A 25,642-nucleotide genomic window follows, 5' to 3' on the forward strand; every position below is an offset into this window, starting at 1 on the left:
CCGACCTCCTCAGTCCAGGTTCTTGCCGACGGCGCGCATCAGGAAGATGGCGACGAAGTTGGCCAGGATGACCGCGATGATGCCACCAGCGGCTGCACCACCGATATCGAAGTTCAGTCGCGCGGCGCGATAGATCAGGAAGGTCAGGTTGGTCGAGGCGTAGCCCGGCCCGCCATTGGTGGTCACAAGGATTTCCGCATAGATTCCCAGAAGGAAGATGGTCTGGATCAGGACCACCACGGTGATTGCGCGGGCCATGTGCGGCAGGGTCAGATAGATGAAGCGGCTGATGGCGGGTGCACCATCCATCTCGGCTGCCTCCATCTGTTCGCCGTCAAGCGATTGCAGCGAGGTCAGCAGGATCAGCGTCGCGAAGGGCAGCCACTGCCAGGCCACGATGATGATGATCGACAGCAGCGGATAGGTGGCGAACCAGTCCACCGGCGAGGCGCCGAAAAACTTGGCGATGTCCGCGAAGACGCCATAGCTGGGATGCATGATCATGTTCTTCCAGATCAGCGCGGCGACCGGCGGCATGACGAAGAATGGGCTGATCACAAGGATCCGCACGATGCCCTGTCCGAAGATCGGCTTGTCGATCAGCATGGCGATCGCGATGCCGCCGCAGACGGTGATCAACAGCACGCCCATCACCAGGACGATGGTGTTCCAGATCGCCTCGAAAAAAGCCGGGTCGGTGTAAAAATACTGATAGTTGAACCAGCCCGCCCAGCTTGTGTTCGCCGGGTTCAGCAGGTTGTAATTGAGAAACGAATAGTAAAGCGTCATCCCCAGCGGGATCAGCATCCAGATCAGCAGCAGAATGATTGCAGGTGCGCGCATCAGCCGCGCAAGGCTCGCGGTTTGGCGGGTCGCCATGGCGTGTGTCCTCCTCCGACAGCGGCGGGGCTTCCGGCCCGCGCGCTTTCCCCGTAGGGCGTCGCCCGGACAATACCGGGCGACGCGGTCGCGTGACTTACTTGATGTAGCCCGCGCGCGTCATTTCGCGCGTGGTGTTGGCCTGAGCCGCGCTCAGCGCATCTTCAGCCGACATCTGACCTGCCAGAGCCGCCGAGAACTGCTGCCCGACCGCAGTGCCGATGCCCTGGAATTCGGGGATCGCCACGAACTGACCGCCGGTATAGGGGATGTCCTGCACCGAGGATTTCTGCGTGTTGGCCGCATTGATGGCCTGCAGGGTCATTGCCGCGAAGGGTGCTTCGCTTTGATAGTCCGGGTTCTCATAAAGCGATGTGCGGGTGCCCGGAGGGGCCGCACGCCAGCCATCCTTGCTGGCCACCAGTTCGGTGTAGCCCTTCGAGGTCGCCCAGGCGATGAACTGCTTGGCAGCATCCTGCTTTTGCGACGACGCCGGGATCGCAAGGCTCCACGCCCACAGCCAGTTGCCGTGGTTGTCCATGCCCTCCTTGTTAGGGAACTGAGCGAAGCTGACCTTGTCGGCCACGGTCGAGTTTTCCGGGTCGGTCACGAAGCTGGCGGCAACGGTGGCGTCGATCCACATGCCGCATTTGCCCTGCTGGAACAGCGACAGATTTTCGTTGAAACCGTTCGAAGAGGCGCCCGGAGGACCGTAATTCGTCATCAGGTCCAGATAGTCGGTCAGCGCCGCATTCCATTCCTGGCTGTCGAACTGGGGTTTCCAGTCCATGTCGAACCAGCGCGCGCCATAGCTGTTGGCCATTGCGGTCAGGAACGCCATGTTCTCGCCCCAGCCCGGCTTGCCGCGCAGGCAGATGCCATAGACTTCGTTGTCCTTGTCGGTCATCGCCTCGGCCGCGGCCTTGATATCGGCCCAGGTCGGGCTTTCGGGCATGGTGATCCCGGCGGCCTCGGCCAGATCGGTGCGATACATGACCATCGCGGATTCGCCGTAGAACGGCGCCGCGTACAGAGTCCCGTCGACGGACAGCGCTTCGCTGACCGCAGGCAGCAGGTCGTCTGCGTCGTAGTCGTCGGGCAGGCCGTCCAGCGGAACCAGCCATTGCTGCTTGGCCCAGATCGGAACCTCGTAGGTCCCGATGGTCAGCACGTCGTATTGGCCACCCTGCGTGGCGATGTCGGTCGTGACCCGCTCGCGAAGGATGTTTTCTTCCAGCGTGACCCATTCGACGGTGATATCGGGATGCTTCTCGGTAAAGTCGCTGGTCAGGCCCTGCATACGGATCATGTCGCCGTTGTTCACGGTCGCGACGGTCAACGTGGTGTCCTGAGCAGCGGCGATTCCGGCGGTGGCGCACAGCGCGGTCGCGCCCATCAGGGCGCGGATAGTCCTGTTCATGATGTCCTCCCTTGGCGGCGTGGGCAATTGCCACGTCGATGGGCAAATACTCACGCATTCAGTGGCACATGTCAATGCCGAACCCTGCAGCGCCTTATCTGGAAGGTGTTCCGGGCAGCATTGGCGTTGATTGTCGCACAGAATTCGTGAAGTTGCACAATTTATGCGTTTAAAAGCTTTGAGGCAGTTGCTTCCGAGGTAATCAGCCCGTTGACCAGCTTTCCGGCCAGCGCCGCCCGAATCGCCGGCAGCTTCGCTTCGCCCGTCGCGACCGCGATCACCGGACGTTCGGCGGCGCGCGGCAGCGGGGCCGAGGCCACGCGGGCGTTGAACGCGCAGTCCATCACTCGGCCTTGGCGGTCATAGACCCAGCTTGTGATCTCGCCCGCGGCGCCGGCCGCGGCCAGTTGATCCATTTCGGCGCTGCTTGCGAAGCCGTCCACGAACATCGGCGCGCTGCGGTCCATCTGTCCGATTCCGACCAGCGACAGATCGGCGCGCTGGCACAGGGCGATGGTGTTCTCGACGGCCTTCTGTTGCTGCATCGCGGCCAGTTCCTCGGCGTCCTGGGCCAGAACCGGCAGCGGATAGGGGAAATGCGGTGCGCCGATCCGTTCGGCCAGCCGGATCGTCGCGTTATAGGGCGAGGCCGAGCCATCCTGCATCATGTTTCCCAACCGCGACACCACGATATGCTGCGGGCAGGCCATGCGCGGCAGCTGTTCGACGGTTGCCTTCAGGGCCCGACCGGTGCCCAGGCTGATGATTTTCTGATCCGGCGATTTCAGCGTCTTCTCGAGTTCTGCCGCGGCGGCGATCGCGACGCCGGTCAGCAGATCGGGCGCGTCGGGATCAGACGGAACAACCTCGCAGACTTTCAGTTCAAACCTGTCGGACAGCGCGCGGGCAAGGTCCATGCAGTGGGCGATGGGGTGATCCATCCGCACCTTGATCAGCTTTTCGCTGACGGCCATAGCCACCAGGCGCTGAGCGGACTGGCGGCTGACGCCCAGCTTGCGCGCGATCTCGTCCTGCGTGTTGCCGGCGACATAGTACAACCAGCCCGCCCGCGCCGCATCGTCCAGACGCGACGCCTCGGGTGTGAAGCGCCCAGAATTCACGGCTGTTCTGCCCCCTGTCCAAGATCCAGCAAGAGTTGCGGGAATTCCGACCAGTTGTCAAAGGACCGGACATCGGCAACCGGATCGGACGCGCCCCGCAGATGCGATCCGCCAGTAAAGTGAAGCACCCGCATTCCTGCCGCCAGCCCCGCGTCGATGCCCGGGCGGCTGTCCTCGACCACCAGCGCGCGGGCCGGCGATACGCCCATGCTGTCTGCCGCGAACAGGAACAGGTCGGGCGCAGGCTTGCCAAGCGCGACCTGGCTTGCGGTGAAGACATTGCCACCAAAACGTCCGGCCAGTCCAAGGATCTGCAGCGTCCGTGCAACCCGCGGCGGTGAGGACGAACTGGCGATGCAGACGGGCACGGTCAGGGATGACAGGATTGGCAGAAGTCCGGGGGTGGGGTGCAGTTCGGTTTCATAGCGTTCCAGCAGGCGGCGGCGATACTGGGCTTCGAAATCATCCGGAAGCGGGCGTCGAAACCGATCGCGTATCATCCCGGCGACCGTCGGAAAGCTGCGGCCCAGGAAATACTGGCGGACATAACCAGGGCTGACATCTATGACCAAAGCCGCAAGCTGTTCGATCAGCACCGTTGCCGACAGAACCTCGCTATCGGCGATTACGCCGTCGCAATCGAATATGACCAGATCCAGCTGCAATCCGCTCCTCCTGCCCGGTTGGCGCAGCATAGACGGGCGCAGCGGCGGCGCAACATTGTGGAGTCTAATCGGAAGCTGTCAGACGGTTCGCGGCGGTCAGGAAGAACCGGGTCAGCCCGTAAAGATAGGCCAGCAGCCCAAGCAGCCAAATCGGCAACTGACCAAGCCACGCCGCGACCGACATGATCGCGCCCATGAATTTTCCGTCCTGGTCATCGGCAATCACGAGTCCGTCCCCCAGCGGCGCGATGTTGAACACCGCGGCGACGTCATGCGGGACCACCGTATTGCCCTGCAGATCCGGATGAAACTGTTGCCAGGCGATCAGTGCCAAACCCAAAGAAATCCATGCCGCCGCCCAAAGGGCACGAAACACGACCCGAGGCTTTCGAACTCTGTCAGCCTCTCCGGCACTTGGCCCCAGAGACAGAAGCGATGGCATCATGATAGCCATAAGTCCCAGATTCCCTGACAGCCAATACGCGACAAGCGAAGCCCTGATCCCGTATCCTGCGATCAGGCATGCAACCGCGCCGACAAGGCCGAATATGACGGCAACAATCAGTGCGGGAGCGAGGATCATTCCGGAAACACAGCCTTCCTGCGCATCAACGAGGCTGACCGACGCGACATGATAGCCCGAAAGCCTGTGCGTTAATCCCTGGTAGGATGGCAGCCTCGGTGTGAATTTCAACTATTTGCAAGCTTATCGCATATCCGACGTCGTGTATATATATTCGGCCGAGTGGGATCGCGCCCGGCGGCATCCGACTTTGATATCCAATCGGGCGAAGGTCTGGCTAATACAAGCGCCGCCCTCCTTGCAACCTCTAATTGTAGATCAAGGAAGCGGCTTTGATGATCACAGGCGGCAGCATGTCCGGCAAGCGTGGTCCGGCCTGATGTTTCAGATGCTCCCCAAGGTTTCGGGAAACGGTCAGAACGGTATGCATCGCGCCTTAGCGACGCAGCCATGATCGGCGGGCGCGCCGTGCCCCAAAGATCCCGATGAACGTCGCCAGGAACACCGCTGCGCAAAGCATAGCCTTTGACGTCGGCTCCATGGTGCCCTCGATCAGCATCGCATGAACGATGCTGCCGGTCATGATGGCGATCGCCAGGCTTAGATGAATCCTGCGCCACCCCGGCAGCTTGCGGTGAAACAACGCGACAAAGGTCGTGACGAACAGCGCCCACATCGCGATGACGCCCCACACCGAAAAGGGGGTCGGGGATGTGAACAGCAACGCATCAATGACGTCGGGCGGGCTGGTGATCCATAGACCCGCGACATGAATGATTACCGCCACCAGCAAACCGGCCCCAACGAGCCTGTGCAGGCTGCGACCGCGGCTGCCGCCCAATCCGGGAAGCATCGACGCCGCCAGCATCGGTTGCAGCAGCAGAAACGCCATTCCGACGATTCCCGCAAAACCGGCCACGATATAGACAGGTCTCCGCCACGCCAGAAGCGGGCTTTGGGCCGCGATCACGATCGGCACGGAGATCAGCAGCGCGATGCAGATCCATGTCAGGACCGCGCGGATCGATCCAAGGCTCAAGCGGTTCAGGCCTGCTGAAGCACGAAATGAGCTTCCAGCGACGTGTCGCGCGCGCTGCTCATCACCGGGCGCAGGAACACGGTCGCGAAATCTCCGCTGTCATAGGCAAGATGGCCATGAGGCTGGCCAAAGGCCGGGACGATCTGCGGCATCTCGAGCCGGAACACGCCATCCGCGTCGGTCAGCGTCGCGCCGTGACTGTGCGGATCGCGTTCGTGCCCCTCGGTGGTGTGCGCCCAGATCTGGATGCGCTGACCTGCAAGCGGTGCGCCATCGCCCGCGCGCCGTACAGTCCCGGTCATCCAGAAGCCGCCGCCGCCGATGCGCTCCACGATCGGGGCGCCGGGAAGATAGTTGTTGGCGCCTCCGCGCATCGAGGCGGTCGGAGCCACGCCCTGCGCTCTGGCTGGGACGGTCAAACCGGTCGCGCCGGCAATCAGCAGGGCGGTGCCGCCAGCGATCAGGGTCCGGCGATCATGCACGATATCGGTCATCGTCATTTCCTCCTGCGTGCAAAATTCTGGACGACGGCCTTATCCGCCGCCCGTCTTCGGACATGATCCTACCGCGAAAGGGGCGCGCGCCAAAGGCCTGTGGGCCGAACTCACGAGGACTTGCAAACACCATAGACGATGAACATTCGCGGCCGCGCCACCATGGTGGCGCGGCCGCAGGTCGTGGATCAGGCGCAGGGCGGTTCAAGACCCCGCGCGCCGGAAGGGAGGTCCGGTCAGCCGATCCAGCCAACCAACTGGGCATAGATCAGGAAGATGGATGCGATCGCGACCCAGATTCCCAGCAGCGGCAGGAAGAAGCGCACCCAGCGATCCCAGCTGACACCGGCCAGCGCCAGGGTCGCCATGAAATAGCCCGAGGTCGGGAAGAAGATGTTCGAAAGCCCGTCACCCAGCTGATAGGCCAGAACCGAACTTTGCCGCGTGACCCCGATCAGATCCGACAGGGGCGCCATGATCGGCATCGTCACCAGCGCCTGACCACTGCCCGACGGTACCACGAAGTTGAACCCGAACTGCGAGGCGAACATCCCCAGCGCCGAGAAGGTGGACGGCAGGCCGCCCACAAGGTTTCCAAGGCCGTGAACCAACGTGTCCATGACCTGGCCCTGTTCCAGCATCACAGCAACGGCGCGCGCCAGACCGACGATGATCGCGCCGACCAGCACGTCCTGAAATCCTTCGTTGAAGGCGTCGCAGATCCGGGTCGTCGTGAGCCCCGCGATCAGTCCGACCGAGATGCCCATGATGACGAACAGACCTGCCATCTCGGTCATGAACCAGCCACGCGTCAGCACACCCCAGACCATGATCGCGAAAAAGCCGATCGTCGCGATGCCTGCCCATTTCTGGCGGGGCGAAAACCGCATCGCGTCGGCTTCGTCGTCATGGACATAGACTCGCCGCTTTTCGGCCTCTTTCGCGTCGTCCGCCATCAGGCTGAGTTCGGGATTGGCGCGAACCTTCAACGCATAGCGCATCAGATAGGCGATGGCAGCGACGGTCAGGCAGATCAACAGCAATGCGCGCAGCCCAAAGCCCGAATACAGCGGCAACTGCGCGATGGTCTGGCCCAGCCCGGTATTGATCGGGTTCAGCACACCGGCCGTGAACCCTGCCGTCGTCGCCAGCAGCGCAGTGCCGACTGCGACGACCGAATCAAAGCGCAGCGCGATCATAAGGGGCAGGATCACCGGCACATAGACCAGCGCCAGTTCCTGTGTGCCGATCAGCGTCGCGATGACCGCAAAGGTAGTCATCAGTACCGGGATCATCAGCACGCTGCGGCCCGCAAAGCGACGGGTCAGCTTGTCCACCGCGACATCGATGATCCCGGTGCGGCGGATCACCATGAACATGCCGCCGATGATCAGGGTGAAGAACACCACCTGGGCCGCATCCATCAGCCCGCGCGGCACCGCCATCATGAACTGTTCAAGCCCGACCGGCGCGGCCTCGACATAGCGGAACGTGTCCGGGTCCACCGCGACCCGACCGTTCGGCAGCGTGATCCGGTCATACATCCCGGCGGGGATCACATGGGTCAGCAGCGCGGCGATGGCGGTGAAGACGAAAAGGATGACGTAGATATGAGGCATGCGGAAACCGCGCGACGCCTTGTCATCGGTTGATTCGTGGGTCGTGTCCGACATGTACTTCTCCCTGTCGTCTTGCCGAGTTGGACCTGTTTCTGATGCCGGTTGAACCTGGCATTCTTTGTTTTATTTCTAGTAAAATGTTACATGATAGGTCAGTCTTCTGACTATGCGCGTTTCCAGAATGGTTTCGCTAGGGATTCTTGAAAGTCTATCAACGCGTATCGAAAGGGTGGCTCATGGATGTGGCGCGGGAACTGCAATCGGAACAGGCATTTACGGCGCTGCTGCGTGCGCTGAAAGCGGGCAGGGTCCGCAGCAGTGAATTCCTGACAATGCCGGGCCTTTCCGCGATTCTGGACTTTCCCATCGCCTCGACCCGCGAGGCGGTGAAGCGCGCAGAGGAACAATCGCTGCTGACCATCCTGCCGAAACGCGGGGTGATGATCATGGATGCGGGGCCCGAGATAACCCGGGCCTGCATGGACATGCGCGCCGTGCTTGAGAAAGAGGGGGTGCGTCGTCTTCTGTCAGCAGGCCGGCAGGAACTGGCGCAACTGCGCGACAATCACGAGCGTTTGCTGGAAGAGGCGCGCTCGCAGCCTGCATCTGATCTGTCCGTTCGGGCGCTTGCGACCGATCTGTCGCTGCATGATTTCATGGCGACAGGCCTGGATAATCCGTTCCTGCGTCAGGCCTATCAGTCCAATCGCAACCGAATCACCGTCATCCAGAACGCGCGCAGCTTTTTGCCCGATCGCGTCGTTCCCGCCATGCAGGAACATCTGGATATCATTACCGCGTTGCAGAACGGCGATATAGCCGAAGCCGTTGAACAGATCGAACGTCATCTGGGGCAAACGCTGCGTTGGTGGGGCGTCGGCACTAGCTGATCGACGGCTCATTCGAGTCGGGAGGATCGGAAGAACACATGCCCCCGCAGCCCTTGATCGCGGCCCGCGCATGTTTGCCGCCCGAAGCTCGACACGCTGTTGCGCCTTTGCATCAGCTGTGCGCAACCTGAGGATGAATCAGGGATAACCCTGTGGAAAAACCCTGAAGACAAATTCGTACTGCTTTGTAAACGAAACGCAATTTCCAGCTGTATCCTGATCTGACAACTCTGTTCGGACATTGCTGTGTGCGAATCTGCGCGGCGTCCATCCACGCTTCTGTCAACGGAAAACACTGTCTGCCGCGTGCAAAAAATCTGTTGAAAGCAGTGAAAGAAGGCGGCAGGTTGTGTGCTACGGCCAAAGCGGCACAAGATATGGTGGCAGCTGCCACTGACCACCACCGACGCGGCACGGCTGGGAATTTGGAACTTCAACGACTGTGGTCCCTGACCATCCGGCTTGCGTCATCTGCCGCAGGTCCGGGGGTGGACGACTATTGGTCCGGTTCCAGTTTCCGATGAGGGACAAAAGAGATCAGGACCAGAGGGCAGGCATGAAGATCGAACGGCGCTTTACGACAGCAGACGGCGGGGCCTACGGGGACATCGCCTTCACCACCACGATCAGCGAGATCCGCAATCCCGACGGCAAGATCGTGTTCCGCAACGAGAATGTCGAGGTGCCGAAGGGCTGGTCCCAGGTTGCCAGCGACGTGATCGCGCAGAAATATTTCCGCAAGGCCGGCGTTCCGGCGGCCCTGAAGCGCGTCAAGGAAAAGGGCGTGCCGGAATTCTTGTGGCGCAGCGTCGCGGACACGGACGCGATGGCCGATCTGCCCGAAGATCAGCGCTATGTCGGTGAAACCAGCGCAAGGCAGGTCTTTGACCGGCTGGCTGGCGCTTGGGCTTACTGGGGCTGGAAGGGCGGATATTTTTCCAAAGAGGAAGACGCCCGCGCCTATTACGACGAGATGCGCCACATGCTGGCCCGCCAGATGGCGGCGCCGAACAGCCCGCAATGGTTCAACACCGGCCTGCACTGGGCCTATGGCATCGACGGTCCGTCGCAGGGGCATTTCTACGTCGATTACAAATCCCGCAAGCTGGTCAAGTCCAACAGCGCCTACGAGCATCCCCAGCCGCATGCCTGCTTCATCCAGTCGGTCAGCGACGATCTGGTGAACGAGGGCGGCATCATGGATCTGTGGGTCCGTGAAGCGCGGCTGTTCAAATACGGCTCGGGCACCGGCACCAACTTTTCGTCCCTGCGTGCCGAGGGCGAAAGCCTGTCGGGCGGCGGCAAGTCCAGCGGGCTGATGGGTTTTCTGAAGATCGGCGACCGCGCGGCGGGCGCGATCAAGTCTGGCGGCACCACGCGCCGGGCGGCCAAGATGGTGATCTGCGACATGGATCACCCTGATATCGAGGCCTTCATCAACTGGAAGGTCATCGAGGAACAGAAGGTTGCCAGCCTCGTCGCCGGATCCAAGGCCCACGAGGCAAAACTGAACGAGATCTTCGCCGCGATCCGCTCCTGGGACGGCGAGATGGCCGACGCCACCGATCCGGCCACCAATGCCGGGCTGAAAACCGCGATCCGCGCCGCCAAGCGCGCGATGATCCCGGAAACCTATATCAATCGCGTGCTGCAATATGCACGGCAGGGCTTCGACAGCATCGAATTCCCGACCTATGACACGGATTGGGACAGCGAGGCCTATGTCAGCGTCTCGGGCCAGAACTCGAACAATTCGGTTCGCGTGACCGACGCGTTCCTCGAGGCGGTCCGCGAGGACAAACCCTGGGAACTGCTGCGTCGCACCGACGGCAAGACCGCCAGAACGGTCAGCGCGCGCGAATTGTGGGATCAGGTCGGCCACGCCGCCTGGGCCTGCGCCGATCCGGGCATCCAGTTCCACGACACGGTGAATTCCTGGCACACCTGCCCGGCGGACGGACCGATCCGCGGCAGCAATCCGTGCAGCGAGTACATGTTCCTGGACGATACCGCCTGCAACCTCGCCTCGATGAACCTGCTGAAGTTCTGGACCGGCGATCAGTTCGACGCCGACGGCTATGTGCATGCCACGAGGCTGTGGACCGTCACGCTGGAAATCAGCGTGCTGATGGCGCAGTTCCCCAGCAAGGAGATCGCGCAGCGCAGCTATGATTTCCGCACGCTGGGACTGGGCTATGCCAATATCGGCGGCCTGCTGATGAACATGGGGCTTGGTTACGACAGTGAACAGGGCCGCGCGCTGTGCGGGGCGCTGACCGCGATCATGACCGGCGTCGCCTATTCGACCTCGGCCGAGATGGCGGCGGAACTGGGCGCGTTTCCGGGCTATGCCAAGAACGCCGATCACATGCTGCGGGTGATCCGCAACCACCGCGCCGCCGCGCACGGAATCGGCAACTATAACGGCATCAATGTCCGCCCCGTGGAACTGGATGCCGATAACTGCCCGGATGCGCGTCTGGTCGCCATCGCCCGCGAGGCCTGGGACGAGGCGCTGACCTTGGGCGAGGATCACGGTTTCCGCAACGCGCAGGCCACGGTGATCGCGCCCACGGGCACGATCGGTCTGGTGATGGATTGCGACACGACCGGGATCGAACCCGATTTCGCACTGGTCAAGTTCAAGAAGCTTGCGGGGGGCGGCTACTTCAAGATCATCAACCAGTCGGTGCCCGCGGCGCTGGAAACGCTTGGTTACGGCAGCGCCCAGATCGAGGAAATCATCGCCTATGCGGTGGGCCATGCCTCACTGGGCAACTGCCCGGGCATCAACCACACGGCGCTGGCCGGTCACGGTTTCGGCCCGCGCGAGATCGAGAAGGTCGAGGCGGCCCTGGCCACGGCGTTCGACATCCGCTTCGTCTTCAACCAGTGGACCCTGGGCGAAGAGTTCTGCAAGCAGACACTGGGCATTCCCGCAGACAAGCTGAACGATCCAACCTTCGATCTGCTGCGCCATCTGGGCTTTACCCGCGCCCAGATCGATGCCGCCAACGACCATGTCTGCGGCACCATGACGCTGGAAGGCGCGCCGTTCCTGAAGGACGAACATCTGACGGTCTTCGACTGCGCCAATCCCTGCGGAAAGAATGGCACGCGGTATCTGTCGGTCGAAAGCCATATCCGCATGATGGCCGCCGCGCAGTCGTTCATCTCGGGCGCGATCAGCAAGACAATCAACATGCCCAACAGCGCCACCATAGCCGACGCGCTGGCAGCCTATGAATTGTCCTGGTCTCTGGGGATCAAGGCCAACGCGCTGTATCGCGACGGATCGAAGCTGTCGCAACCGCTGGCCGCGGCGCTGGTCGAAGATGATGAGGAAGCCGAGGAAATCCTTGCCAGCGGAAGCGCCCAGGAAAAGGCCGCCGTCATCGCCGAGAAGATCGTTGAAAAGATCATCGTCAAGGAGGCTGTGCGCAGCCACCGTGAAAAACTGCCCCAGCGCCGAAAGGGTTACACCCAGAAGGCGGTCGTCGGCGGACACAAGGTCTATCTGCGCACCGGCGAATATGACGACGGCAAGCTGGGCGAGATCTTCATCGACATGCACAAGGAAGGGGCGGGCTTCCGGGCGATGATGAACAACTTCGCCATCGCCGTCTCGGTCGGGCTGCAATACGGGGTGCCGCTGGACGAGTTCGTGGACGCCTTCACCTTCACGCGGTTCGAACCGGCCGGGATGGTGCAGGGCAATGACAGCATCAAGAACGCGACCTCGATCCTCGACTATGTGTTCCGCGAACTGGCCGTCAGCTATCTGGACCGCACCGATCTGGCCCATGTGAAGCCCGAAGGCGCGCGTTTCGACGACATGGGCGGCGGCGAGGAAGAGGGTCAGAACGTCGCGCCGGTCAGCGAACAGTCCGAACTGAAATCCTTGACCATGCTGAAACAGATCAGCAGCGCTGGTTACCTGCGCAAGCGCCTGCCGCAGGAACTGATGGTGCTGCAGGGTGGCGTATCGTCATCGGCGGTTGCCAGCGGCATGTCCGATGCGGCGGCCAGCTACCAGGTCGCCTCGGTCGCCAGCACAGCGATGGATGTCCGCACCAAGGCACGGATGCAGGGCTACGAGGGAGATCCCTGCGGAGAATGCGGCAACTACACGCTGGTCCGCAACGGCACCTGCATGAAGTGCAATACCTGCGGCGGCACCTCGGGGTGCAGCTGATCTAGCCGGGGCCGCTGCGGCGGCCCCCGAGTTTATGTCAGGCGAAGGGCGCGGGGCTCCCTCCTACCCGCGCGCCTATCGAAGCAGCCAGCCGCCCGGCAAGAGGCGCGCATCCTGACATCCCGCCCCCCGCGTTGTGGCAGCAATCGCGGGGGGTGACTTTTTTGCGGACAGCGCGGCGGTGACGACCCCGTTCCGCGGTTCCTTCGTACCACCGAACCCTGTGTGTGGACCGTCGGACGACGGGATAGGCCACATCCTTTCCTTGTTTCCGAGCGTGCGATAACGCCGTCGCGATAATGGTTGCAATTGAAACGAAATCTGTTAAGCAGATCAGGAAAAGGGATTGCCTGCCACGCGTCCGTTCGTGTGCCCGGCAGGACCTGAAGCAGACACAGGGGACATCAGATGCCGATGGTCGAACAGCCATTGCGCAGCCGGGTATCGGCTGCGAACGATGAAGGATGTGATTTTCCGATCCAGAACCTGCCGTTCGGCGTGTTCTCGGACGGGCAGGGGCCGCGCTGCGGGGTGGCGATCGGCGACATGATCGTTGACTTGGCCGAGTGCGAGGCGCGCGGCCTGCTTGAGGCGGGCGGCACCTTTCGGGCACCGCAGCTGAACGATTTCATCGCGCTGGGTCGGGCGGCATGGGACCGGGTTCGTGCCCGGCTGACCGAACTGCTGGCAGAGGGCGCGGACGAGGATGTGCCGCTGGTCCCGATGGACAAGGCCACGCTGCATATGCCGATCAGGGTCACAGAGTTCACGGATTTCTACGCCTCGAAGAACCATGCCTTCAACGTGGGCGTGCTGTTTCGCGGTCCCGAGAACGCCTTGCCGCCGCAATGGACGCATATGCCCATAGGCTATAATGGCCGGGCATCCTCGGTCGTGGTCTCGGGCACCGATATCCGTCGTCCGATGGGTCAGGTGAAGGCCGAGAACGGTCCCGAATGGACGGCCTGCCGTCGTCTGGATCTGGAACTGGAACTGGGCGCCATCGTGGGCGCCGACAGTGCCATGGGTCAGCGCGTCAGCGTCGAAGAGGCCGAGCAGATGATCTTCGGCTATGTGCTGCTGAACGACTGGTCGGCGCGTGACATCCAGGCGTGGGAATATCAGCCGCTGGGTCCGTTCCAGTCCAAGGCGCTGGGGACGACGATCAGCCCGTGGATCGTGACCCAGGCCGCGTTGGAGCCGTTCCGAAGCGAAGGCGCGGCGCGGGTCAACGACCTGCTGCCCTATCTGCGTGAAGAACGTCCCGGCTTCTATGACATGACCGTCGGCTGGACCATGAACGGCCAGAAGATGGGCGAGACGAACTACAACGTGATGTATTATTCCAGCGCCCAGCAACTGGCCCACCATACCGAGTCAGGCTGTCCGATGCGGGTTGGCGACCTGCTGGGGTCGGGCACTATCTCGGGGCCCACCCAAGATCAAACCGGCGCGCTGCTGGAGATGACGCAGGGCGGCAAGTCTCCGGTCAAGGTCAATGGCGCCGACCGAACCTTCATCGAAGATGGCGACCGGATCGGGCTCTACGGATTCGCACAAGGCGACGGTTACCGCATTGGTTTCGGTCCCTGCACCGGCAAGATCCTTCCGGCGGACTGACAATGACTGATATCGTCCTGCATGACTACTGGCGATCCTCGGCATCCTACCGGGTGCGGATCGCACTGGGGCTGAAGGGCATCATCTATACGGCGGTCCCGGTCGATCTGGTCATCGGCCAACAGCACGCAGCCGATCACCTGGCCCGCAACCCGCAGGGCCTGGTGCCGGTTCTGCAGATCGACGGTCTGGTGCTGACCCAGTCGCTGGCGATCCTGGAATATCTTGACGAAACCCGCCCCGAACCACCGCTGCTGCCAATTGACCCTGCCGCGCGTGCCCATGTCCGGGCCCTCGCCCTTGCCATCGCCTGCGAGATCCACCCGCTGTCCAATCTGGCCGTGCTTGGCCGGGTCGAGGCTTTGGCAGGCGCCGGGGCACGCAGCGACTGGAATCGTACCAATATCGAACGCGGACTGCGCGCGGTCGAGGCGATGCTGGACCATCCGCAGTTCGACGGGCGGTTCTGCCACGGCGGCGCGGCGTCGATTGCCGACTGCACGCTGATGCCGCAGCTTTACAATGCCGCCCGCTGGGGCGTCGGCTTCGACCACCTGCCGCGCATTGCGGCGGTGGCGGAACACTGCGCCACGCTGCCGGCCTTTGCCGGGGCACATCCCGACAGATCCGACCCTTCGCGACAGGCGAAGGCATCACAGGAGGAGAGCCGATGAAACCGCTGAAATTCGCCCTTGCCGGTCTGCTGCTTGCCGCGCAACCCGTGTTGGCCGAGGAACTGATCATGTCCTCGTGGCTGCCGCCCAAACACCCCATCGTCGTCAACGCGTTTGAACCCTGGGCCGAAGAGGTCGAAAAGGTCACCGATGGCCGCGTGACGGTGCGGATCATGGGCAAGCCGCTTGGCAGCCCGCCCGCACATTTCGACATGGCGCGCGACGGCATCGCCGACATCACCTACGGTCTGCATTCCTTTACCGAGGACGACCGCTTCACCCGCGCCAAGCTGGGCCAGTTCAGCTTTCTGGGCGACGATGCCATCGGCAACTCCAAGGCCTATTGGTCGATCTACGGCACCGATCTGAACGCGGCCGAGGAACACAAGGGCACGCATCTTTTGGGCCTGTTCATGCACGGGCCGGGCCTGCTGCACAACAATGTCCGCAAGATCGAGACACCCGGCGACATGCAGGGCCTCAAGATCCGCGTGCCGGGCGGCTATGTCGCCGATCTGGTGTCTGCGCTTGGCGCCACGCCGTTGTTCATGTCCTCGCCCGAGGTTTATGAAAAACTGTCGCGCGGCGTAATCGACGGGGTGGCCTTTACCTATGAGGCGATGACTGCCTTCAACCTGGTCGATGACATCAAGTATTCGATGACGGTGCCCGGCGGCATCTACAACACAACCTGGTTCTTCGTGGTCAACGAAGACCGCTGGAACGGGATTTCCGACGAGGACCGCGCGGCCATCGACGCGATTTCGGGCGAGGCATTCGCGGAACGGGTCGGGCAGGCCTGGAACGATGCCGATACCGCCGCCAAGGCCGAGATCGGCGACAAGGTCGATTTCTATCAGGCCAGCGCCGAAGTCGTCGCGCCGCTGCGTGACGCGGCGGCGACGCTGGAACAGGCATGGTCCGACAGTCTGGGGGACGGCTATGACGGCGCCGCCGCGCTGGCCCGGTTCCGCGAGATGACCGGCACCTCGGTCGCGGAATGACCGCGCAGGAACATGGCAATGACGTCCCGGCACCCGAGATGATGCCGGGACGCCCCCCGCATCGCCACAGGCGGTGGTATCGGGTTCTGGCCGGCGTATCGGCAGTTCTGATCCTGCTGCTGATCGGCGTGACCTGCGTCGATGTCGTGGGACGCTATCTGTTCAACCGGCCCTTCGGCGGCGCCTATGAGCTGACCCAGATCCTGCTGGCGGCGCTGGTCTTCGCGGCGCTGCCGCTGACCAGCGCCGATGGCGGCCATGTCGAGGTCGATCTGGCACTGCACCTGCTGCCGCGCCGGGTCCAGCGCCTGCTGGGACGATTGGCGGCAGGTGTTTCGGCGGTGGTTCTGGTCTATTTCGCGTGGCGGCTGGCGCTGATCGGCCTGGACCAGATGCATGACGGCGCGCGCAGCGCGTCGCTGGCCATTCCGATGGCGCCGCTGGCGTTTCTGGCGTCGATCAGCTGCGTCGCCTCGGCCATCGCGATGATCCTGCGGCAGGAGACAGCATGACCGTTTCCCTGATTGCCTTCGCCATCCTGCTGGGGATGGTCTTCATCCGAATCCCGATCGCGTTTGCGATGGCGGTCGTCGGCGGCGCGGGATTCGCGCTGCTGCGGGGCTGGGGCCCTGCCGGGGCCATGGTCGGCAACGCGGTCTTCGAAACGGGGCTGAACTATTCACTCTCGGTCGTGCCGCTGTTCATCTTCATGGGCAATGTGCTGGCAGGGTCGGGCATCGCGCAGGGTCTTTTCTCGGCCGCGGACCGGATCTTCGGCCGGATGCGCGGCGGGCTTGCGATGGCGACGGTCCTGTCCTGCGGCGGCTTCTCGGCGGTTTGCGGGTCGTCGCTGGCCACCGCGGCGACCATGTCCAAGGTGACGATGCCCTCGATGCGGCGCTTTGGCTATTCCGACAGTCTGGCGACCGGGGCGATTGCCGCGGGCGGCACGCTGGGGATCCTGATCCCGCCGTCGGTCGTGCTGATCATCTTCGGACTTCTGACCGAGGCTGATATTGGCAAGCTGTTCCTTGCCGGGATCATCCCCGGTATCCTGGGCATCATCGGCTATCTTCTGGCCGTGATGGTCGCGGTCCGCCTGAAGCCGGAACTGGCCCCGAAGGTCGGCGAGGTTCACCCGATGACACGGCGTGATGCGATCAGCGTCGTTGCCGTCCTGTCCCTGTTCGTCTTCATCATGGCCGGGATCTATGGCGGGTTTTTCACGCCGATCGAGGCTGCCGGGATGGGCGCCGCCGCCGCGCTGCTGATCGCGTTTGCGACAGGCGGTCTGACACGCGGGGCGCTGTGGACGGCGTTTCTGGACAGCGCCACCGCCTCGGCGATGATCTTCGCCATCATCATCGGGGCCGAAATCTTCAGCAATTTCGTCACATTCGCGGGGCTTCCCGATGCATTGTCGGCCATCGTGACGGATCTGGGACTGTCGCCCTGGGTGGTGTTGCTGGTGATCGTGGCGATCTACATGGTGCTGGGCTGTTTTCTGGAAAGCCTGTCGATGATCCTGCTGACCGTGCCGGTCTTCTATCCGCTGGTCTCGGATCTGGATTTCGGGCTCGCTATTCTGCAGGATCCCGATGCCGTCCTGATCTGGTTCGCGATCATCGTCGTGGTGGTGACCGAGATCAGCCTGATCACACCGCCCATCGGCATGAATGTCTTCGTGCTGCGTTCGGTGCTGCCGGATGTGACGCTGGGGACGATATTCCGGGGTGTCTATGTGTTCTGGCTGGCCGACCTGCTGCGTCTGGCGCTGATCATCATGCTGCCGGTCCTGTCGTTGTATCTGGCCACCTGACCGGTCCGAAGCCCGCCGGGCCGTTCGGGAACTTGCTTTCCGGCCGTCCGCACGGCATCCGGTGCACCCGTAACGTCATCCGCCCAGAAAGGTGGCAGCCATGCGTATCGAGACGTTCTTTCCCTATCGCCTCGCCGTCGTGGCCGAGGCATTTTCGCGCCAGCTTGTCGCCGTTTACGGTCGCGAACACGGCCTGACGCGCGAGGAATGGCGGCTGCTGTTCCTGCTGGAGGATGCCGGAACGCTGAATTCGCTGCAACTGTCTCAACGGACCTCTCTGGACAAGGTGCAGGTCAGTCGCGCGGCCTCGCGGCTGGAAGCCAAGGGCCTGATCACCCGTGAGGTGCTTGGATCGGACCGCAGGCTGCGGAACTATGCGGTAACCGAGGAAGGGCGTCAGGTATTCCAGCGTGCCTTCGGCGGGGTCGAGGCACGGGCCGCCGAGATCCTCGAGGCGATGCCCGTGGCCGACCGCGACGCACTGCAGCAGGGCATCGCCGCGCTGGATCGCGCCATCGCCAGGGTCACCTCGCCCCAGGAGGGTCGCGGCACGGCCTTTCCACGGCCGGGCACTGCCGAGCCGACCGACTGATTGCGGGCGCCGCCAGTCTTGCCGGCTGGCGGCGAGCCGCGTATCAACCTCTCGGCGGCCCGCCCAAAGAAGGAGAGTTCCGATGGATCATGCAAGCGCCGGCGAGCCCCGGCTTACATCGCTTTCTCATGGTGGCGGCTGCGGCTGCAAGATTGCCCCCGGGGTGCTGACCGGGCTGCTGCGCGGCACGGCGATGCTGCCGGTCCCCGAGGAACTGATGGTGGGAATCGAGACCTCGGACGATGCGGCGGTTTATCGCCTGAACGACGGACAGGCGCTGGTCGCCACGACCGATTTCTTCATGCCCATCGTGGATGATCCGCTGGATTTTGGCCGGATCGCGGCGACCAACGCGATCAGCGACGTCTATGCGATGGGGGCCACGCCGATCATGGCGCTGTCGCTGGTCGGCATGCCGATCAACACGCTGTCGTCCGAGACGATCGCACGCATCCTTGAGGGCGGGGCAGCGGCCTGTCGCGATGCAGGCATTCCCATCGGCGGCGGGCATACCATCGACTCGGTCGAGGCGATCTATGGTTTGGTGGCACTGGGCATCGTGCATCCCGATCACGTCAAGCGGAACTCTGGCGCCCGACCAGGCGACCTGCTGATCCTTGGCAAGCCGCTTGGCGTCGGGGTCTTCTCGGCGGCGTTGAAGAAAGAGGCGCTGCCCGCCGAGGGATATCAGGCGATGATCGCGGCGACGACGCGGCTGAACACGCCCGGCCCCGATCTGGCGGGGTTGCCGGGCGTTCATGCGATGACCGATGTAACCGGGTTCGGGCTGGCGGGCCACGCGCTTGAAATGGCGCGCGGATCAGGCTGCGAAATTCGGGTGGACTGGTCGGCCGTGCCGTTGCTGTCGGGGGCACGCGATCTGGCCGAACAGGGCTTTGTCACCGGCGCATCGGGGCGGAACTGGGCCAGCTATGGTGGTGACGTGGTCCTGGCGGACGATTTTTCGCAAATCGACCGGGATCTTTTGTCGGACCCGCAGACCAGTGGCGGACTTCTGGTGGCCTGCGACGCCGAAACCGCGGACCGGGTTCTGCGGATCTTCCGCGATCACGGATTTGCCGAGACGGCCGTGATAGGCGAGGCCGCCGAGGGCGCGGGCAGGTTGGTTCTGCGCTGATCCTTCCGGTTTTCCGGCGGCACGCGCAGCCGGGGATCCGGGCAAGGAAGAAGCCCCTCAGCGATAGCCCCGTGCCTGCAATTCGAACAGTTCGCGATAGCGTCCTTCGCGGGCGACAAGCTGGTCATGCGTGCCTTCGTCCTGCACCCTGCCATGTTCGATCACGATGATCCTGTCGGCCATGCGAACACTGGAAAACCGGTGCGAGATCAGCAGCGCGGTGCGGCCCGTGGACAGGTCGTTGAAGCGCTGGAAGACCTCGAACTCCGCGCGGGCGTCCAGCGCCGCGGTTGGTTCGTCCAGGATCAGGATCTGGGCGTCGCGCATATAGGCGCGCGCGATCGCCAGCTTCTGCCATTCGCCCCCAGACAGGTCCAGCCCGTGGGCAAAACGCTTGCCGACCATTTGATCATATCCGGCGGGCAGTTTCGCGATCACCTGATCGGCCAGCGCGCGTTCGGCGGCGGTTTCGATGCGGGGACGGTCGGTGCGTGCCTCGATCCGACCGGCGGCGATATTGTCCGAGGCCGACATGGCGTAGCGTACGAAATCCTGGAAGATCACCCCCACCGCCGCGCGCAACTGGTCTAGATCATAGTCGCGCAGGTCGCGCCCATCCAGAAGAATGCGGCCTTCCGTCGGATCATAGAGCCGGGCCAGAAGCTTGACGATCGTGGTCTTGCCCGCGCCATTCTCGCCCACCAATGCCACGGTTTCGCCCGCGTTCAGGTGGAACGACAGATCGCGCACGGCCCATCGACCGGCACCGGGATAGCGGAAGCCGACATTCTCGAACGTGATGCCCTGGCGGATCGGCGCCGGCACCGCCAACGCGTCGGGGGGCGAGGCGATACCGGGACGTTCGTCGAAAAAGCGGTAGAGGTCGTCCAGATACAGTGCCTGCGAGGCCATGTTCGAAAATGATGACAACAATCCTTCGATCAGGCCGCGCAGGCGCAGGAAACTGCCCGACAGGAACGTCAGATCGCCAAGCGACAGCGTGCCTGTCAGCGTGCGCCCGATGATCCACAGATAGGCGCCATAGTAACACAGCGTCCCGATACCCGTCAGGACGGCCATCACCACCAGCTGCCGCCTGTTGATCACCCGGTTCTCGGCGTAGAACCGTTCGGCCAGTTCCCGATAACGGTCGCGCAGAAAGGCGTTAAGACCGAAGATCTTGACCTCTTTCGCGGACTCGGATGTCGCGCCGATCATCCGCAGATAGTCGCGTTCGCGCCTTTCGGGCGCGCGGCGCCAGTTCATCGCGTAAAGTTCGGCGTTGAAATGCATCTGCCCGACCAGTGTCGGGATCAGCGCGACCAGCAGCAGCACCACCAGCCACGGGTTATAGGCGATCAACCCTGCGCCGAAGCTGACGACCGTAACGCCGTCCTGCATTTGCTGCATGACCTGACCCACCAGCGGAATCCGCCCCATGGTCTGGCGGCGGGCGCGGTCCAGCCGGTCCTGAAACCCGGCATCCTCGAAACTGGCAAGATCCAGATCGGCGGCATGGTTCATCAGGCGCATCGACAACGAGATGACCAGGCGTTCCTGCAGCAGGCTGTCTGCGTAGGTCACCAGCCGCCCGAAGAGGTCCGAGGCCAGCGCCAGTCCAAGCTCGGCTGCGATCAGAAGGATCAGCTGGTCCGAAAGTCCCGATTGCCACCATTCGACCAGCGTGTCGGGGCGCGCGTCCGCAGCCATCAGCCGCACCACCTCGTCGATGATCAGCTTGCCGATCCACAGCATCGCGACCGGCATCACGGCGCGGGCCAGCCGCAGCAGGATCATGGCACCGGTCAGGCCCGGACTGGCACGCCAGACCAGGCCCAGGAATGGCGGGATGTTCTTCAGCGCGGCCCAACGCGCGGCATAGGTGGGCGCGTCGGACGAGGCCACGCTCAGGCGGCCTCGGTATTGCGCGCGCGGGCGATTTCCGCGTCGGTCAGCGGGCCCGGAAAATGACAGGCTGTCCTGTGATCCTGGCCCAGAAGCGCCGGCACCTGTTCGGCGCAGGCCGCTTGGGCCCGCGGACAGCGGGTGCGGAAGACACAGCCGGAGGGCGGGTTCATGGGCGACGGCAGATCGCCTGACAGCGGGACGACCGAACCGGCCAGATCATGCGCGGGATCGGGCACCGGAACCGCCGACAGCAGCGCCTGCGTATAGGGGTGCTGCGGATCGGCAAAGAGGTCGGCCGAGCTTCCGATCTCCATGACCTTGCCCAGATACAGGACCATCACCCGGTCGCTGATATGCTTCACCACCGACAGGTCATGCGCGATGAAGACCAGCGCCAGCCCCAATTCCTTTTGCAGCCGGATCAACAGGTTGATGACCTGCGCCTGAATTGACACGTCAAGGGCGCTAACGGGTTCGTCGCAGATGATCAGTTTGGGTTCGACGATCAGGGCGCGGGCGATACCGATGCGCTGACATTGCCCGCCGCTGAACTCGTGTGGATAGCGGTTGATCTGGTTGGGCAGCAATCCCACCTTTTCCATGATCGCCTTGACGCGGTCCTTGACCTCGGCGGATTTCAGGCCGGGGTGGTGGGTCCTCAGCGGCTCGGCGATGATCTGGCCCACGGTCATGCGAGGGTTCAGAGAGGCCAGCGGATCCTGAAACACCATCTGGATGTCGCTTCGATATTTCATCATCTGCCGTGGTGACAGGCCGATCAGGTCGCGCCCGTCGATCCACTCCGCTTGTCCCTCGGCCGGGACAAGGCCGATCAGCGCGCGGGCAAGGGTGGATTTGCCGCAACCGGATTCGCCGACGACGCCCAGGGTCTCACCAGGGTTCAGGGTGAAATCGACACCGCCGACGGCATGTAGGGGCAGGGGGGCGGACCACGGCATCGCCCCCTCGCGGTGGATCCGGAAGGTCACGCGCAGGTCGCGCACATCGAGCAGGGGTTTCGTCATCATTCGTCCACCTTGCTTGGGGTTCCGGCCATACCGGCGCCCGCGATCGCGGCCATCGGCGTGGCTTCTTCCTCTACCGGATCTTCCGCGCCGATCTCGATGTCGCGCAGATGCACGGTCTGCCGTCGGGCCAGAACATCGGGCAGCGGCGCAAAGCAGGCGCGCGCGCGATCCGGCGCGAACACCTCCAGCGGGGGGCGCTGGCTGTCGCAGCCTTCGCGACGATAGGGGCAGCGCGGCTCGAATGCGCAGCCGGCGGGCGGCTGTGTCATGTTGGGGGGCGATCCGGGGATCGCAGCCAGTTCGTCGCCTCCCTGGTTGATGCGCGGAATCGCGTGCAGCAGGCCTTGCGTATAGGGGTGCGCGGGTTCGGCAAACAACGGCCCGACCGGGCCGGTCTCGCGGATGCGCCCGCCGTACATGACGGCGACACGTTCGCAAGATCCCGCGACGACGCCCAGGTCATGGGTGATCAGGATCATCGCCATGCCGAATTCGCGCTGCAGATCGGCCAGCAGCGTCATGATTTGCGCCTGCACCGTCACGTCCAGCGCGGTCGTCGGTTCGTCCGCGATCAGCAGTTGCGGACGGCACAGCAAAGCCATGGCAATCATCACCCGTTGCCGCATCCCACCGCTGAATTCGTGCGGATAAAGCCGGACGCGCCCCTTGGCATCGGGGATCTTGACCGCGTCCAGCATCCGCACGGCCTCGGTCACCGCCTGCTTCTTGGACATGCCCTTGTGAAGGGTCAGAACCTCGGCCATCTGGTCCGAGACCCGCATATAGGGGTTCAGCGATGTCATCGGGTCCTGAAAGATCATCGCGATCTTTTCGGCCCGGATGCGGTTCAGAACCTTCGGCGGGGCGTTCAGGATCTGCTGGCCGTCGAAGCGCACATTGCCGCTGGCCCGACCGTTCCTGGCCAGAAGCCCCATCAATGCAAAGGACAGCTGCGATTTTCCGGACCCGGATTCGCCGACGATGCCAAGCGTTTCGCCGGCCTCGACCGACAGGTTCACGTGATTGACGGCCTGCACCTCGCCATCGTTGGTGGCAAAGCGGACGGAAAGGTCGTCTATTTCCAGCAGCGCCATATCAACGATCCTTCGGGTCAAGGGCATCGCGCAGGCCATCGCCCACGAAGAAAAAGCCGAACAGAGTGATGACAAAGAAGAACAGCGGAAAGGCCAACTGCCACAGCGTGCCATAGTTCATCGTGCCCGCGCCTTCCGAGATCAACGCCCCCCAACTGGTCAGCGGTTCCTGCACGCCAAGCCCCAGGAAGCTGATGAAGCTTTCGGTCAGGATCATCAGCGGCACCAGCAGCGTGGCATAGACCGCGACGAGGCCAAGCAGGTTTGGCACGATGTGGCGGATGATGATCTTCCATGACGGGACGCCGGTGGCGCGCGCGGCCTCGATGAACTCGCGGTTCTTCAGGGACAGGGTCTGGCCACGGACGATGCGGCTCATGTCCAGCCAGGAAATCAGGCCGATGCCCAGAAACAGCATCGCGATGGACCGCCCGAACATCACCAGCAGCAGGATCAGCACGAACATGTAGGGGATCGACATCAGGATATCGACGGCCCGCATCATGATCTGATCGGTCCGCCCGCCGACATAGCCCGCCGTCGCGCCGTAAAGCGTGCCGACGATCACCGCGATCGCGGCGCCGACGATGCCGACCATCAGGCTGATCTGCGTGCCCTGCACGGTGCGCGCGAACAGGTCGCGGCCCAGATCGTCGGTGCCGAAGTAATGCCCGTTTTCGAAAGAAGGCATGCCCATGGTCGCGACCTGACCCATGACGGTAAAATCCAGATCCTCGTTCGACCACTGGGCGAACTGATTTCCAAGCAGCGCGAATAGCGCCACCCCGATCAGGATGATCAGTCCCGTCATCGCCGCCTTGTTGCGCAGGAAGCGCTTGCGGGCATCCGCCCAAGGGCTGCGACCCTTCACCTCGTCCTGCGACATGCGGGTGGCAAGCGATTGCATCTTGTCTTGTTGAATGACCATGGCTCAGTACCTGATCTTTGGGTCGATCCATGCGTACAGCACATCGACGACAAGGTTGAACACGATGGTCAGCGCGCCGACCAGGATGGTCACGCCCATCATCACCGCATAGTCGCGGTTCAGCGCGCTATCCACGAAGGCCTTTCCGATGCCCCCGGTCGAGAAATAGATGTCGATCACCACCGAACCGGTAATCATCGACACGAAGACCGGCCCCAGATAGCTGATGACCGGCAACATCGCGGGTTTCAGGGCGTGCCGGATGATGACGCGATGTTCGGGCATGCCCTTGGCGCGGGCGGTGCGGATATGGTTACTGCCCAGCACCTCCAGCATCGATGAGCGGGTGATCCGCGCGATCGAGGCCATGTAGCTGGTGCCTAGCGCGATCACCGGCATGATCCAGAAGCTGGGATCGCTGAAAGACCAGCCACCGCCCGGCAACAACCCATACCACAGCGTGAAGATCAGCACCAAGATCGGCGCCATCACGAAATTCGGCAGCACCTGCGCGCCGATGGAGATACCCACCGCCAGATAGTCCAGAAAGCTGTTGTGCCAGATCGCGGCGACGACACCCAGGCCGACGCCCATCACCACCGCAGCGATGAATGCCAGCGAGCCATAGGTCAGCGTCACCGGAAAACCTGCGGCGACCAGTTCGTTCACGCTGCGGTCGGGATAGACGAAGCTGGGTCCGAAATCGAAATGCGCGACGATGCCCCAGATATAATTGATGATCTGCTTCCAAAGCGGATCGTCCAGGCCGTATTTGGCATTCAGGTTCGCAAGAACCTGCGGCGGCAATTCACGTTCCTGCGTGAACGGCCCGCCCGGCGCAAGATGCATCAGGATGAAGGAAAAGACGATCAGCAGCAGCAGCGTGGGTACCGCCACAGCCAAGCGCCGCATGATATATGCGAACATCGCGTGCAGCCTCCCTGCAAAGGAAAGTTAAGCGTCCATGACCACGGTCCGGAAGGGAATAGTGC

Annotated in this window: 22 protein-coding genes; 9 read left to right on the plus strand and 13 right to left on the minus strand. The window is 63.0% G+C overall.

Going from position 1 to position 25,642, the window contains the following annotated elements; translation table 11 throughout:
- Positions 1 to 9: 9 nt before the first annotated feature.
- From MU516_RS04720 to MU516_RS04755, 8 genes are all read right to left on the minus strand, one after another.
- The gene (locus MU516_RS04720) at positions 10 to 879 is read right to left on the minus strand and encodes a carbohydrate ABC transporter permease (protein ID WP_209055149.1); all 870 of its coding nucleotides are present in this window, start codon (positions 877 to 879) and stop codon (positions 10 to 12) included.
- A 97-nt stretch (positions 880 to 976) separates the two neighbouring features.
- Positions 977 to 2,299 (minus strand): ABC transporter substrate-binding protein, encoded by a 1,323-nt coding sequence (locus MU516_RS04725; RefSeq protein ID WP_260276049.1) that lies wholly within the window; start codon positions 2,297 to 2,299, stop codon positions 977 to 979.
- A 161-nt stretch (positions 2,300 to 2,460) separates the two neighbouring features.
- Entirely contained in the window at positions 2,461 to 3,420 is a 960-nt protein-coding gene (locus tag MU516_RS04730; protein ID WP_260276051.1) for a sugar-binding transcriptional regulator, read from the minus strand.
- Positions 3,417 to 4,085 carry an HAD family hydrolase gene (locus MU516_RS04735; RefSeq protein WP_260276052.1) on the minus strand — a complete coding sequence of 223 codons (669 nt, stop codon included), beginning with the start codon at positions 4,083 to 4,085 and terminating at the stop codon, positions 3,417 to 3,419. The genes MU516_RS04730 and MU516_RS04735 overlap by 4 nt, the downstream gene beginning before the upstream one ends.
- A gap of 64 nt (positions 4,086 to 4,149) precedes the next feature.
- The gene (locus tag MU516_RS04740; protein WP_260276053.1) at positions 4,150 to 4,461 is read right to left on the minus strand and encodes a hypothetical protein; all 312 of its coding nucleotides are present in this window, start codon (positions 4,459 to 4,461) and stop codon (positions 4,150 to 4,152) included.
- A 583-nt stretch (positions 4,462 to 5,044) separates the two neighbouring features.
- A complete protein-coding gene (locus MU516_RS04745; protein WP_260276054.1) occupies positions 5,045 to 5,647 on the minus strand; it encodes a ferric reductase-like transmembrane domain-containing protein in 603 nt (200 codons plus the stop codon).
- Positions 5,648 to 5,652: 5 nt separating this feature from the next.
- Positions 5,653 to 6,141 (minus strand): peptidase associated/transthyretin-like domain-containing protein, encoded by a 489-nt coding sequence (locus tag MU516_RS04750; RefSeq protein WP_260276055.1) that lies wholly within the window; start codon positions 6,139 to 6,141, stop codon positions 5,653 to 5,655.
- A 236-nt stretch (positions 6,142 to 6,377) separates the two neighbouring features.
- A complete protein-coding gene (locus MU516_RS04755; RefSeq protein WP_260276056.1) occupies positions 6,378 to 7,814 on the minus strand; it encodes a YfcC family protein in 1,437 nt (478 codons plus the stop codon).
- 182 nt (positions 7,815 to 7,996) lie between these two features.
- Between MU516_RS04755 and MU516_RS04760 the strand changes: the two genes are divergently transcribed.
- From MU516_RS04760 to selD, 9 genes are all read left to right on the plus strand, one after another.
- Positions 7,997 to 8,650 carry a GntR family transcriptional regulator gene (locus MU516_RS04760; protein ID WP_260276057.1) on the plus strand — a complete coding sequence of 218 codons (654 nt, stop codon included), beginning with the start codon at positions 7,997 to 7,999 and terminating at the stop codon, positions 8,648 to 8,650.
- A 556-nt stretch (positions 8,651 to 9,206) separates the two neighbouring features.
- The gene (locus tag MU516_RS04765; RefSeq protein ID WP_260276058.1) at positions 9,207 to 12,845 is read left to right on the plus strand and encodes a vitamin B12-dependent ribonucleotide reductase; all 3,639 of its coding nucleotides are present in this window, start codon (positions 9,207 to 9,209) and stop codon (positions 12,843 to 12,845) included.
- Positions 12,846 to 13,253: 408 nt separating this feature from the next.
- Positions 13,254 to 14,465, plus strand: coding sequence for a fumarylacetoacetase (gene fahA, locus MU516_RS04770; RefSeq protein WP_260276059.1), 1,212 nt, complete (start codon positions 13,254 to 13,256; stop codon positions 14,463 to 14,465).
- Positions 14,466 to 14,467: 2 nt separating this feature from the next.
- Positions 14,468 to 15,139: a maleylacetoacetate isomerase gene (gene maiA, locus MU516_RS04775; RefSeq protein ID WP_260276060.1), complete on the plus strand. Its 672-nt coding sequence runs from the start codon at positions 14,468 to 14,470 to the stop codon at positions 15,137 to 15,139.
- Complete coding sequence (locus MU516_RS04780) at positions 15,136 to 16,143, plus strand: TRAP transporter substrate-binding protein (RefSeq protein ID WP_260276061.1); 1,008 nt, start codon at positions 15,136 to 15,138, stop codon at positions 16,141 to 16,143. Before maiA ends, MU516_RS04780 begins: the two co-directional genes overlap by 4 nt.
- On the plus strand, positions 16,140 to 16,655 hold the full coding sequence (locus MU516_RS04785) for a TRAP transporter small permease (RefSeq protein WP_260276062.1): 516 nt from the start codon (positions 16,140 to 16,142) through the stop codon (positions 16,653 to 16,655). Before MU516_RS04780 ends, MU516_RS04785 begins: the two co-directional genes overlap by 4 nt.
- Positions 16,652 to 17,962 carry a TRAP transporter large permease gene (locus MU516_RS04790; protein ID WP_260276064.1) on the plus strand — a complete coding sequence of 437 codons (1,311 nt, stop codon included), beginning with the start codon at positions 16,652 to 16,654 and terminating at the stop codon, positions 17,960 to 17,962. The genes MU516_RS04785 and MU516_RS04790 overlap by 4 nt, the downstream gene beginning before the upstream one ends.
- Positions 17,963 to 18,062: 100 nt before the next feature.
- A complete protein-coding gene (locus MU516_RS04795) occupies positions 18,063 to 18,554 on the plus strand; it encodes a MarR family winged helix-turn-helix transcriptional regulator (RefSeq protein ID WP_260276065.1) in 492 nt (163 codons plus the stop codon).
- An 82-nt stretch (positions 18,555 to 18,636) separates the two neighbouring features.
- Entirely contained in the window at positions 18,637 to 19,692 is a 1,056-nt protein-coding gene (gene selD / locus MU516_RS04800) for a selenide, water dikinase SelD (RefSeq protein ID WP_260276066.1), read from the plus strand.
- 57 nt (positions 19,693 to 19,749) lie between these two features.
- On the opposite strand, the gene MU516_RS04805 is transcribed toward selD, so the two are convergent.
- Genes MU516_RS04805 through oppB form a run of 5 tightly spaced genes read right to left on the minus strand, consistent with a single transcriptional unit; the run spans position 19,750 to position 25,577 of the window.
- Entirely contained in the window at positions 19,750 to 21,597 is a 1,848-nt protein-coding gene (locus MU516_RS04805) for an ABC transporter ATP-binding protein (protein ID WP_260276067.1), read from the minus strand.
- A gap of 2 nt (positions 21,598 to 21,599) precedes the next feature.
- On the minus strand, positions 21,600 to 22,628 hold the full coding sequence (locus tag MU516_RS04810) for an oligopeptide/dipeptide ABC transporter ATP-binding protein (RefSeq protein ID WP_311319097.1): 1,029 nt from the start codon (positions 22,626 to 22,628) through the stop codon (positions 21,600 to 21,602).
- Positions 22,625 to 23,722, minus strand: coding sequence for an oligopeptide/dipeptide ABC transporter ATP-binding protein (locus MU516_RS04815; RefSeq protein WP_260276069.1), 1,098 nt, complete (start codon positions 23,720 to 23,722; stop codon positions 22,625 to 22,627). The genes MU516_RS04810 and MU516_RS04815 overlap by 4 nt, the downstream gene beginning before the upstream one ends.
- A 1-nt stretch (position 23,723) precedes the next feature.
- The gene (locus MU516_RS04820; protein ID WP_260276070.1) at positions 23,724 to 24,650 is read right to left on the minus strand and encodes an ABC transporter permease subunit; all 927 of its coding nucleotides are present in this window, start codon (positions 24,648 to 24,650) and stop codon (positions 23,724 to 23,726) included.
- Between the two features lie 3 nt (positions 24,651 to 24,653).
- A complete protein-coding gene (gene oppB, locus MU516_RS04825; protein ID WP_260276071.1) occupies positions 24,654 to 25,577 on the minus strand; it encodes an oligopeptide ABC transporter permease OppB in 924 nt (307 codons plus the stop codon).
- Positions 25,578 to 25,642 lie beyond the last annotated feature (65 nt).

The sequence above is a fragment of the Paracoccus maritimus genome (assembly GCF_025195095.1).
GTDB lineage: Bacteria > Pseudomonadota > Alphaproteobacteria > Rhodobacterales > Rhodobacteraceae > Paracoccus > Paracoccus maritimus.